This window comes from Mesorhizobium sp. CA15, from assembly GCF_020165215.1.
In the GTDB taxonomy this organism is placed as follows: domain Bacteria; phylum Pseudomonadota; class Alphaproteobacteria; order Rhizobiales; family Rhizobiaceae; genus Mesorhizobium.
Genome location: NZ_JAIUHQ010000036.1, coordinates 1 through 11,053, shown reverse-complemented (window position 1 = coordinate 11,053; position 11,053 = coordinate 1). Strand labels below are relative to the sequence as shown.

Annotated in this window: 10 protein-coding genes; 9 read left to right on the top strand and 1 reads right to left on the bottom strand. The window is 61.2% G+C overall.

The window, feature by feature from the left end; all coding sequences use genetic code 11:
* The coding region (locus LB515_RS27870) for a porin (protein ID WP_224709646.1) at positions 1–1,146 on the top strand (1,146 nt) is incomplete at its 5' end.
* Positions 1,147–1,340: 194 nt separating this feature from the next.
* On the opposite strand, the gene LB515_RS27865 is transcribed toward LB515_RS27870, so the two are convergent.
* Positions 1,341–3,017 (bottom strand): tetratricopeptide repeat-containing sulfotransferase family protein, encoded by a 1,677-nt coding sequence (locus tag LB515_RS27865; RefSeq protein WP_224709644.1) that lies wholly within the window; start codon positions 3,015–3,017, stop codon positions 1,341–1,343.
* 231 nt (positions 3,018–3,248) lie between these two features.
* On the opposite strand from LB515_RS27865, the gene LB515_RS27860 reads away from it, so the two are divergent.
* The 8 genes from LB515_RS27860 to LB515_RS27825 all read left to right on the top strand — a co-directional run bounded on the left by LB515_RS27860 (position 3,249) and on the right by LB515_RS27825 (position 10,996).
* Positions 3,249–4,361: a pyridoxal phosphate-dependent aminotransferase gene (locus tag LB515_RS27860; RefSeq protein WP_224709643.1), complete on the top strand. Its 1,113-nt coding sequence runs from the start codon at positions 3,249–3,251 to the stop codon at positions 4,359–4,361.
* Positions 4,362–4,574: 213 nt separating this feature from the next.
* The gene (locus LB515_RS27855; RefSeq protein ID WP_224709642.1) at positions 4,575–4,856 is read left to right on the top strand and encodes an acylphosphatase; all 282 of its coding nucleotides are present in this window, start codon (positions 4,575–4,577) and stop codon (positions 4,854–4,856) included.
* 325 nt (positions 4,857–5,181) lie between these two features.
* Positions 5,182–5,829: a TetR/AcrR family transcriptional regulator gene (locus tag LB515_RS27850; RefSeq protein ID WP_224709641.1), complete on the top strand. Its 648-nt coding sequence runs from the start codon at positions 5,182–5,184 to the stop codon at positions 5,827–5,829.
* A gap of 42 nt (positions 5,830–5,871) precedes the next feature.
* A complete protein-coding gene (locus LB515_RS27845; protein WP_224709640.1) occupies positions 5,872–7,035 on the top strand; it encodes an isovaleryl-CoA dehydrogenase in 1,164 nt (387 codons plus the stop codon).
* A 9-nt stretch (positions 7,036–7,044) separates the two neighbouring features.
* Positions 7,045–7,944: a hypothetical protein gene (locus LB515_RS27840; RefSeq protein ID WP_224709639.1), complete on the top strand. Its 900-nt coding sequence runs from the start codon at positions 7,045–7,047 to the stop codon at positions 7,942–7,944.
* Positions 7,945–7,953: 9 nt separating this feature from the next.
* A complete protein-coding gene (locus tag LB515_RS27835) occupies positions 7,954–9,561 on the top strand; it encodes a carboxyl transferase domain-containing protein (protein ID WP_224709637.1) in 1,608 nt (535 codons plus the stop codon).
* A gap of 20 nt (positions 9,562–9,581) precedes the next feature.
* On the top strand, positions 9,582–10,457 hold the full coding sequence (locus tag LB515_RS27830; protein WP_140643620.1) for an HNH endonuclease: 876 nt from the start codon (positions 9,582–9,584) through the stop codon (positions 10,455–10,457).
* A gap of 8 nt (positions 10,458–10,465) precedes the next feature.
* Complete coding sequence (locus tag LB515_RS27825) at positions 10,466–10,996, top strand: O-acetyl-ADP-ribose deacetylase (protein ID WP_224709636.1); 531 nt, start codon at positions 10,466–10,468, stop codon at positions 10,994–10,996.
* Positions 10,997–11,053: the final 57 nt, after the last annotated feature.

The following is an 11,053-nucleotide window of genomic DNA, read 5'->3' as shown; positions in this document are numbered from 1 at the left end:
GTTTCGGGCGCCCGCGCCGCCGACGCGGTGACCGTCGCCGAGCCGGAACCGGCTGAATACGTCAAGATCTGCGACGTGTACGGCTCGGGCTACTTCTACATCCCCGGCACCGAGACCTGCCTGCGCATCGGCGGCTATGTCCGTTACGACATCGGCCTCGGAGACGTCGGCTCGTTCGACGGAGCGAAGAACGTCGACCACCAGGACGGCGACATCCACAGCACCTGGTACAAGAACACCCGCTTCACACTGAAGACGTGGACGGGCCAGGAGACCGAGCTCGGCACGTTGAAGACCTACACCGAGACCCGCTTCAACTTCGGCAACAACAATCGCGGCGCCTCCGTTTCACGCACCGGTGGTGGCGCCATCACCGGCTTCACCGACAATCCTGCGGGCAACAAAGGCGTCACGCTGAACTTCGCCTGGATCCAGCTCGGTGGTCTGCGCGTCGGTAAGGACGAATCGGCCTTCGACACGTTCATCGGCTATGCCGGCAATGTCATCCAGGATACGCTTGTCCCCTATGGCGACTTCGACACCAACGTCGTCCAGTATTACTTCGACGCCGGCAACGGCTTCTCGGCCGTGGTCTCGCTGGAAGAAGGCGAAGGCACTGTCGGCACCATCGACAGCTATGTTCCGCATGTCGTCGGCGGTCTGAAGTGGACGCAGGGCTGGGGCGCCATCACCGGCGTCGTGGCCTACGACAGCAACTACGAGGAAGTCGCCGGCAAGGTCCGCTTGGACGTCAACGTCACCAATGAACTCTCGCTATTCGGCATGTTCGGCTACGGCAGCGACAACAATCTGAGCGACCCGACCAATGTCATCGACGCCCGTGGTCGCGGCTTCTACAAGATCTGGGGCGGCAACTGGGCATTCTGGGCCGGCGGCACCTACAAGTTCAACGAGAAGACCTCGTTCAACCTCCAGGTGTCGGGTGACGAGGACAAGAACTACGGCGTGGCGGCGAACGTCGCCTACGACATCGTTCCTGGCTTCACGGTCACCGCCGAAGTCGACTATGATCACTTTGGCAAGTTTGACCAGTGGAACGCCGATCCCACATCGACCGTCAACTTCACCGGTGCGGACAAGAAGAACAGCGTCGGCGGCCTGCTCCGCTTCCAGCGTTCGTTCTAACAGGCATTGCCTGATCGAAATCGATAACCCGGCGGGCAACCGCCGGGTTCTTCTTTCTCCCTTCCAGCACCCCGGCACCGTTTGCACAAAGCGCTGCATTCGGCGCGATCGCCGGAATTGCACGCGCTATTAGGAGGCTTGGGCCCGAGCAATCAGCGGATGGAGTGCTATGGCTCGACGCGAATTGCTACTGATCAAACCTCAGCTAGATCTCCCAACGCGTCGATCAGCGGCTGGATCTCGCTCTCGTAGTTCTTCCATCGCTTGACGGATGACTTATAAATCGGCTGGCGAACCTGCCAAAGGCTGTAAGTATTTACCGAGCGATCCTTGTCAAAAAAGCGCAGGCAGGCATCGTCCCAAGGCAGCCCGAGATAATCGATGAGGCGTCGCGACTGCGCCTCTTGGTTTTCAATCAAAGTCTCGTAACGGTTCTCGAATATGCGACCCGGAAAAACCTTGTTCCAATGCCGCATCAGGCGGTCATACTCTCTGTAGTAAAGTCCTAATGTCCGAAGATCAGCGCTGTAGCTGTGCGCTTCATTGAACTGCAGGACAAAGCATGAGACGCAATTGTCGATGGCATCGCGCCGGCAATGAATGATGCGCGCGTTCGGAAAGAGGATGCCGATCAGCCCGATCAGTTCGAAATTTTGGGGCATCTTGTCGACGATTCGAAGCGAATCGGGAGCCCGCTCGCGCAGATAGGCAAGATGCTCTACTGCTAGCGTCTTGGTCAGTTCGGGGGTAATCGTCGCGATCGATTTACCGAGGTCTGTGTCGGAGTTGCCTTTGAGACCGATCCCATTGGCCATTCGGCTGAGCTTGCTGAGCTCGCCGGCACCGTGAACACCAGGATGGCTGGCACAGATCTGCTCGGTCAGCGTCGTACCCGAGCGAGGCATGCCGACAACGAATACAGGCACCTCCGAGGGATTGCCATGAGCGGCCATTGAAGCAACCAGCTCCGGTGTGAAGGTTTCGATCATGACATCGACCCAGCGACGGTAGTTTTCCAGATCGAATTTATGGCCCCCGGCTTGATTTCCCTTCTTGAAGTGATCCATCGCCTCCCTGTAGCGTCGGAGGTCGTTAAGCAGCTTCCCTGCAGCGTGATGGAGTGCCGCCGCTCCTTCCGCTCCATGGGCCGGGTCTCGAAGCTCCGCTAGAATTGCCGCGAGCTCCGGCGGCTCTTCCGTGAATTTACGCGTCTGCACCAATGCACTGTAGGCAGCCGGTACCGCGATCCGCCGCTCTATCGCCTCTTTCAAATGAACCGCGGCTTCGTCCATACGGCCGAGGCTTGCGAGCGCGCGGGGCAACCCCAACCGGGCCAGAGGATGATCCCGGTCGATCTTGAGCGCCTTCTCAAAGAGCGGCAGCGCCATTTCTCCCTTGTCAAATGAGTTGTAGGCAACGCCTAAGGCGCAAAGCGCTTCCACCAGGTCAGGCTTCAACGCCAAGGCCTGCTGAATGTGCCTGATTGCCGGCGTAAATTCGCTGAGCTTCAGATAGTTTTCGCCAAGGCTAAGGTGGTAGTAGGGATTCCGTGGCTCCTCTGCGACCGCCCGCGCGAAATACCGCAAGGCCTTCTCGTTGTCGTATCCGAGTCCGAGAGTTCCCAGGATATAGAATGCCAGCGGATGGTTTGGCGTTCTTGCCAGAACCTTGAGACAGAGTTCCTCCGCCTCCGGCAATTGCTCGGCTTTTTGTAGCTCGAGCGCCCGCCGCAACAGCATATCGTCCGCATGCGCTCGCGATGGACCGGCCTGCGTCTTGGCTTTCGGCAGCGCAGCGTTCGGCGGCAGCGCTTTAGCCGAGGGTTGCGTCTTGAGATGCTTTGCCCAAGCGGGCGGCAATCGGTTGCTCATCCTGCCTCGCTAGCAAAAGCGGCAGGCAGAATCCAGCGATACGTCGTCCGCATCGAACTCGAGGCCAACAGCAGCGCCTGCCGCTGCGTCCACCAGCCCCATGCAAGCGGCAAACCTCGCAAGAGCTGACGCCGGCTGCCGGTCAAGCCAGTCAATTTCAGCTTGCCATCCAACTTGCACCCTTCCCCCGCTCACGCTAGCAAGAACGCCTCTTCCACGCGAGCCAGTGCCATGCTTCGTCGCCCTTCCCTTACGCCGATCATCGGCGCGCTTCCCACCACGGTGCCGTTTGTCGGTCCGGAGGCGCAGGAGCGCGAGCGCGGGCGGCCGTTTCGTGCCCGCATCGGCGCCAATGAAAGCAGTTTCGGCCCCTCGCCGCGCGTCGTCGCGCGCATGGAGAGCGTCGCGCGCGACCAGTGGATGTATTGCGATCCCGACAATTACGAACTCAAGGTGGCGGCCGCCGCGCATCACGGCGTGGCGATCGAAAACGTGGTAGTCGGCGAAGGCATCGACGGCCTGCTCGGCCTGGTGGCGCGCATGTACGTCGGCCCCGGCGATGCCGTGGTCACCTCGCTCGGCGCCTACCCGACCTTCAATTTCCACATCGCCGGCGTCGGTGGCCGGCTGGTGACGGTCCCCTATGCCGATGACAAGGAGGACCTGGACGGGCTTCTCGCCAAGGTCGCGAGCGAAAAGGCGCCGCTGGTATATCTCTCCAACCCCGATAATCCGATGGGAAGCTGGTGGGAGGCGCCGGATGTCCTGCGCTTCATCAAAGCGCTGCCGGAAACCACCATGCTGGTGCTCGACGAGGCCTATGGCGAGCTGGGACCGGCCTCGGCGCTGCCGGCGATCGATGTCGCACGGCCGAACGTCATCCGCATGCGCACTTTCTCCAAGGCTTACGGCCTGGCCGGCATACGCTGCGGCTATGCGGTGGCGGAGGCGGAGGTGATCCGCGACTTCGAGAAGATCCGCAATCATTATGGCGTCAGCCGCATGGCGCAGATCGCCGGCCTCGAGGCGCTTGCCGACCAGGACTATCTGCGCTCGGTGGTGGCGCGGGTGGCGGCAGGCCGTGAGCGTATTTCAGCCGTCGCCAGGCAGAACGGCCTGAAGCCGTTGCCGTCGGCAACCAATTTCGTCACCATCGACTGCGGTCGCGACGGCGCCTTCGCGCTGAAGGTGATGCAGGGCCTCCTGTCGCGCGACGTGTTCATCCGCAAGCCGATGGTGCCGGTGCTGGACCGCTGCATCAGGGTCAGCGTCGGTCTCGACCATGAGCTCGACATCTTAGCCGAGGAGCTGCCAGGCGCGCTGGCGGCGGCGCGAGGGAACTAGGATGTGTTGATATTCAGGTGATGCCAGCCTGCAAATGCTGGTTTTCTGCGCTTCCGGTGCTCACGGACCCGAATGTCCGCTCCGCTCCGGTTCTCGAAAGCCACCATTTTCGGCTTGGCCTGACCTGAATCTCAACACACCCTAGCCCAAGCCCCTGTTGCCTTTGCCCTTTGCTGTGCCAGATTCCGCGAAGTGCAAGGCGGAGCACAGGCAATGCAAGTCGAACAGAGAACCGTTCGGGCGCGCGTTTCCGGTACGGTTCAAGGTGTGAGTTACCGCGTCTGGGCGCGCGCAGAAGCGATGCGTCTCGGGCTGACGGGTTGGGTGCGCAACGAGCGTGACGGCTCGGTCACCATACTGATCGCCGGCGCCGATGCCGCTGTCACGGCGATGATCGAACGCCTGTGGCAAGGGCCGCGGGGCGCGCTCGTCTCGAATGTCGAGGTCGAGGAGGCGGCCGAAGAGGCGCCTGTGGATTTCAGGATCATCGTTTAGTGGCACTGCGCAGGGATTTTGACCAGTCGGCTCTGTTTGCGTTGGCAGGCGGCATGCGTTGGAGATCGGCCGAAACGCCATCGCGATCGTCATTCCAGGGCGGAGCAGGAGCGAAGCTCCGTCGCGAAGACCCTGGAATCCATGCCGTTACCTTCCCCAAGGATCGCAACGGAGCAGAATTCTGCACCGTGGCGGCAAACGGCAACCTTTCAAAATCGCTTATCAGGGAACTAGTCTCATTTCACCTCCGCAAACCAGAGCGGGGATAACGTTTGCACCTTGAATTAATTGAACGTTCGTTTTATTATTGCTGCCAGAGGCAAACATGGCACGCACCACAGGTTCCGACGGGGAGAAAACCGAAGCGGCCGTTCGCGAGGCGGCGGTCAGCCTGATCGCGCGCCTCGGCTACGAGGCGATGTCGATGCGGCAGCTGGCGGCCGAGGTCGGCGTGCAGGCGGCGGCGCTCTATCGCTACTTCCCGACCAAGGAAGATCTGCTTTTCACCTTAATGCGAGAGCATATGGAAGGTCTGCTCAAGGCCTGGGAAACGGCGCGTCCGGCTCGCGCCGATCCGGTCACCCGGCTCGCCGCCTATGTCGAGAACCACATCGCTTTCCACATCGGGCGGCGTCACGCCACCCATGTCTCCAACATGGAATTGCGCAGCCTTTCGCATGAAAGGCTGACGCAGATCCTCAAGATGCGCACGGCCTATGAGAAGGAACTGCGCACGATCCTGCGCGACGGCGCCGAGGCCGGCGTCTTTCAGGTCGACGACACCGGGCTCACTGCCATGGCGCTGATCCAGATGATGACCGGCGTCATCGTCTGGTTCCGGCCGGGCGAGCGGCTGTCGATCGCCGAAGTCACCGCATCATATCTTTCGATGACAATGCGCCTGGTCGGCGCGACAATCAGCCATGGCACCGCGCGTCCCTCGGGGCGCGCCAGGGACGCCGTGGCACTCTGATACGGCGCGATCTCCGCGAAGACCGGCGCAGGGAGGAACGGCATGTACACGAATACGCTGAACTTCGGACTTGATAGCGACATCGAGGCACTGCGCGACACCGTGCGGCGCTTCGCTCAGGACAGGATCGCGCCGATCGCGGCCGAGATCGACCGTTGCAACGAGTTTCCCGCACATCTTTGGGGCGAGCTCGGCGCGCTCGGCCTGCTCGGCATCACCGCCGATCCGGACTTCGGCGGCAGCGGCATGGGCTATCTCGCGCATGTCGTGGCGATGGAGGAGATTTCGCGCGCGTCGGCCTCGGTCGGCCTCTCCTACGGCGCGCACTCGAACCTCTGCGTTAACCAGATCAACCGCTGGGCCACGCCGGCGCAGAAGGAGAAGTATCTGCCGGCCCTTTGCTCGGGCGAGACGGTCGGCGCGTTGGCGATGTCGGAACCAGGCGCCGGCTCGGACGTGGTGTCGCTCCGGCTGCGCGCCGAAAAGCGCAACGACCGCTACGTGCTCAACGGCTCGAAAATGTGGATCACCAACGGTCCTGACGCCGGGACGATGGTGGTCTATGCCAAGACCGATCCGGAACGCCATGCGCGCGGCATCACGGCTTTCATCGTCGAGAAGACGATGGCCGGCTTTTCGGTGGCGCAAAAACTCGACAAGCTCGGCATGCGCGGCTCCAACACCGGCGAGCTTGTGTTCGAGGATGTCGAGGTGCCATTCGAGAACGTGCTGCATGAGGAAGGACGCGGCGTCGAGGTGCTGATGTCGGGGCTCGACTACGAGCGCGCGGTGCTGTCCGGGGGCCCGATCGGGCTGATGGCGGCCTGCCTCGACGTCGCTGTGCCCTACGTGCATGAGCGCAAGCAGTTCGGCCAGCCGATCGGCACCTTCCAGCTGGTGCAGGGCAAGCTTGCCGACATGTACTCGACGATGAACGCCGCGCGGGCCTACGTCTATGCGGTTGCGGCCGCCTGCGACCGCGGCGAGACCTCGCGCAAGGACGCCGCTGGCTGCGTGCTGTTCGCCGCCGAGAAAGCGACGCAGATGGCGCTCGACGCCATCCAGCTGCTCGGCGGCAACGGCTACATCAAGGACTATCCGACGGGCCGGCTGCTGCGCGACGCCAAGCTCTACGAGATCGGCGCCGGCACCAGCGAGATCCGCCGCTGGCTGATCGGGCGCGAGATCATGGCGGAGGGGGCGTGAGCTTTTAAAATGCCAAGGCTGCCACTGGATCTCGAACGAATTGTGGGCGCGATTGTCACTTCGATTTTGCTCCTGGCATTCGTCGCGACAGCGCATTCCGGCACGCCGTTGTTCAAGGATGCGGATGCGCTGCGAACCGAAGTGATCTCGCGGTTGAAGACTGACAGTCGTGTCAAAGCGGTTGCTCCCGACCCTATCGATCCAGCTCGTCTGCATGTAACGACAGTGCTCTCAGGTAAGGATCAGAATCTCGAGGTCGATGTCACCAATTTGTTGGGTCGTCTTCGCGAACTACCATCCGAGGATATCGAGTCCGAAATCCAGCGATTCTTGAACGTTCTTGTCTTTGCCGACACCAACACAGGCTTCGACGCTGATCACGTGATAGCGAACATTCGCCCTCGCGAGCATCTCGATGCTTTCAAAGGCGGCGCGGTGCCCGAAAAGGATCCCGTCTATGAGGATCTCGCTGGTGACGTTGTCGTCCTCTACCAGATCGACGATGAAGATTCCCTTCGCAGCGTGCCCAAGTCTGATGTCGGAGGACGTTCCCTCGCACAACTTCGCCAACTTGCTCTCGCAAACATCGATAGGCAGATGTCCAAGGTAAAACAGGAGAGAATTCGCGAAGGGATATCCATCTTCAGCGTCGAAGGTGACGAAGCGATCTCGCCCGCCCTTCTCCTGACTGACAAATTCTGGGCCCTGCTCGAACCCCAATTCCCCGAGGGCGTCGTCATAGCCATTCCGCAACGCGACGCGATTATTGTGTTCGACAAGCGTTTGCCGAGGGCGGTGCAGATAGCCCACGTATTGATCGCCAATGTTTTTCGAAGCGAACCCGACCTTCTGTCTGAATATATCTTCGAGCGGCGAAACGGCACGCTGCAAATCGTGGCAGAGCAATAGGAATCGACCGTGGCCACACTGCAAACTCAAATTTCCCCCTCCTCCGACACCTTTCGCGCCAATGCGGAGCGCATGCGGGCGCTGGTCGCCGACATCGCCGAGAAGGCGGCAAGCGTCGAGCGAGGCGGCTCGGACGAAGCCCGCGAACGCCACGTCTCACGCGGCAAGCTGTTGCCGCGTGAGCGGCTGGCGCAACTGCTCGACACCGGCTCGCCCTTCCTCGAGGTCGGGCAGTTCGCGGCATGGTCGATGTATGGCGAGGACATTGCGTCGGCCGGCATCATCACCGGCGTCGGCCGCGTCGAGGGCACCGAAGTTATGGTCGTCGTCAACGACGCCACGGTGAAGGGCGGCACTTATTATCCGCTGACGGTGAAGAAGCATCTCAGGGCGCAGGAGATCGCGCTGCAGAACAACCTGCCTTGCGTCTATCTGGTCGACAGCGGCGGCGCCAACCTGCCCAACCAGGACGAGGTGTTTCCCGACCGCGAGCATTTCGGCCGCATCTTCTACAACCAGGCCAATATGTCGGCCGCCGGCATCCCGCAGATCGCCTGCGTCATGGGTTCCTGCACGGCGGGCGGAGCCTATGTGCCGGCGATGTCGGACGAGACGATCATGGTGCGCAACCAGGCGACGATCTTCCTCGGCGGCCCGCCGCTGGTGAAGGCCGCCACCGGGGAAGATGTCAGCGCCGAGGAGCTCGGCGGGGCCGATGTCCACACCAGGCTCTCCGGGGTCGCCGACCACTATGCGATGGACGACGAGCACGCCTTGGCCATTTGCCGGCGCATCGTCAAGAACCTGAATCGGAACAAGGCTCTAAAACTCAATCTGCAGAAACCGGTGCCGCCGCTTCATGATCCGAGCGAACTTTACGGCATCGTGCCGACGGATCTGCGCCAGCCATATGACGTGCGCGAGGTGATCGCGCGTCTCGTCGACGGCTCGGAGTTCGACGAGTTCAAGCAGAATTACGGCGCGACGTTGGTCACCGGCTTTGCCCATCTGCACGGCATGCCGGTCGGCATCATCGGCAACAACGGCGTGCTGTTTTCCGAAAGCGCGCTGAAGGGGGCGCATTTCATCGAGCTTTGCTGCCAGCGCGGCATCCCGCTGATTTTCCTGCAGAACATCACCGGCTTCATGGTCGGCCGCAAATACGAGGCCGGCGGCATCGCCAAGGACGGCGCCAAGCTGGTGATGGCGGTCGCCACCGCAAAGGTGCCGAAGCTCACGGTGATCATCGGCGGCTCGTTCGGCGCCGGCAATTACGGCATGTGCGGCCGCGCCTATTCGCCTCGCTTCCTGTGGATGTGGCCGAACGCGCGCATCTCGGTGATGGGTGGCGAGCAGGCGGCCACGGTGCTTGCCATGGTCAAGCGCGAGGGCATCGAGCGCAAGGGCGGTGAATGGAGCGCCGAGGAGGAGGCGAAGTTCAGGAAGCCGATCCTGATGAAATACGAGCATGAGGGTCACCCGCTCTATTCCTCGGCCAGGCTCTGGGACGACGGCATCATCGATCCGGCCAGGACCCGCGACGTGCTGGCGCTCAGCCTTTCGGCGGCGCTCAATGCGGAGATAGAGGCGACGAAATTCGGCGTGTTCAGGATGTGAGAGACAAAAGGGAGGAACGCTTGACTGACTTATTGGAGCTGGAGCCAAAGGAGCACCACAGAACAATTGATCTTGTCGCAAGAGCTGGCGTCAACGTTGACGACTGGGCAAATTTTAAAGGGGGGGTCGAGAAAGCCGCAGCTAATCCGAAATATTGTTACGAATGGTCTTTTGTAGAGGTCGGAAAGGTCGTTGTCTTAAACCTTTGGTTCGACCACATGCTTGTGAGGAACGGACTCACACTTCAAGAGCATAATCAACGCGCTCGATCCCAAGGCCCTTCTTCATCAAACAAAGAACGCATCTGGAAGGCTCGCGCAGCTCGCATGGACGAGGCGATCCGAACTGCCTACGACGATGGGCTACCCATTAGAGTTATCATCTGCAGTGGCAGCATGCGGACTAGGGAAACCCCAGACGCTGATGCGTCCAAGGTGAAAAAACGGCTGCTTGATCCCGTGGCTTGGGCAGTTACTGCCTACGATCCATCAACCGGCCAATGCACTATAGCGCGCGGCGCCACCCCGAGACTTCATGTGACTTCACTTCCGGATGCGGAACTCGAAGGATTTGAAGGGGCGATGAAGAGAGCTTTCGTCCGTCATCGGCACCGTGAGAGAGAGTTGAGAGCTAACAAAATCGATGCCGCGATGAAAGCCAACAAAGGCCGGCTTATTTGCGAGGTTCCTAATTGCGGCTTTGACTTCTTTGAAGTCTATGGCGCGATCGGCCAGGGTTATGCCCAAGTGCATCATAAGATACCCATCTCCTCGGCGCCGCCCGGAGGGATGTCGGTTAGGTTGGATGACCTAGCGATTGTGTGTGCGAATTGCCACGCGATGATTCATCACCGTGGGGGCTGCCGTCCCCTCCACGGCCTTATTCCAGAAAGATAGCAAGTTTCATGAGCGCTCTCGGCGACAGGATCCGTATCCACACCGGCGACATCACCAGGCTCGCGGTCGACGCCATCGTCAATGCCGCCAACTCCTCGCTGCTCGGCGGCGGCGGCGTTGATGGCGTCATCCATCGCGCGGCCGGGCCGGAGCTGCTCGCCGAATGCCGCGCGCTTCACGGCTGCAACACCGGCGACGCCAAGCTGACCAAGGGCTATCGGCTGCCGGCGCGCTACGTCATCCATGCGGTCGGTCCGGTCTGGCGAGGCGGCGGCAAGGGCGAAGCCGAGCTGCTCGCCTCCTGCTACCGGCGCTCGCTCGAAATCGCGCTCGGCCATGATTGTCGAACCATCGCTTTCCCGGCGATCTCGACCGGCATCTACGGCTATCCGAAAGACCAGGCGACCGGGATCGCTGTTGGTGCCGTAAGCGCCTTCCTGGGGCAAAATGCGCTGCCGGATACGGTTACTTTCTGCTGCTTCGACGGGCAGACGGCGGAGTTATATCGGCAGGCCGTTGCGGCCATTGGGGAGAACTGACCTTGGAGCAAAAGGCTCAGTACAGGCAAATTCAGATGATCAGCTGGAGAGGCTGGC

Excerpts from the sequence above, each read along its gene's own strand:
- LB515_RS27865 (WP_224709644.1), bottom strand. The coding sequence starts at position 3,017 with ATGAGCAACCGATTGCCGCCCGCTTGGGCAAAGCATCTCAAGACGCAA.
- LB515_RS27860 (WP_224709643.1), top strand. The coding sequence starts at position 3,249 with ATGCTTCGTCGCCCTTCCCTTACGCCGATCATCGGCGCGCTTCCCACC.
- LB515_RS27855 (WP_224709642.1), top strand. The coding sequence starts at position 4,575 with ATGCAAGTCGAACAGAGAACCGTTCGGGCGCGCGTTTCCGGTACGGTT.
- LB515_RS27850 (WP_224709641.1), top strand. The coding sequence starts at position 5,182 with ATGGCACGCACCACAGGTTCCGACGGGGAGAAAACCGAAGCGGCCGTT.
- LB515_RS27845 (WP_224709640.1), top strand. The coding sequence starts at position 5,872 with ATGTACACGAATACGCTGAACTTCGGACTTGATAGCGACATCGAGGCA.
- LB515_RS27840 (WP_224709639.1), top strand. The coding sequence starts at position 7,045 with ATGCCAAGGCTGCCACTGGATCTCGAACGAATTGTGGGCGCGATTGTC.
- LB515_RS27825 (WP_224709636.1), top strand. The coding sequence starts at position 10,466 with ATGAGCGCTCTCGGCGACAGGATCCGTATCCACACCGGCGACATCACC.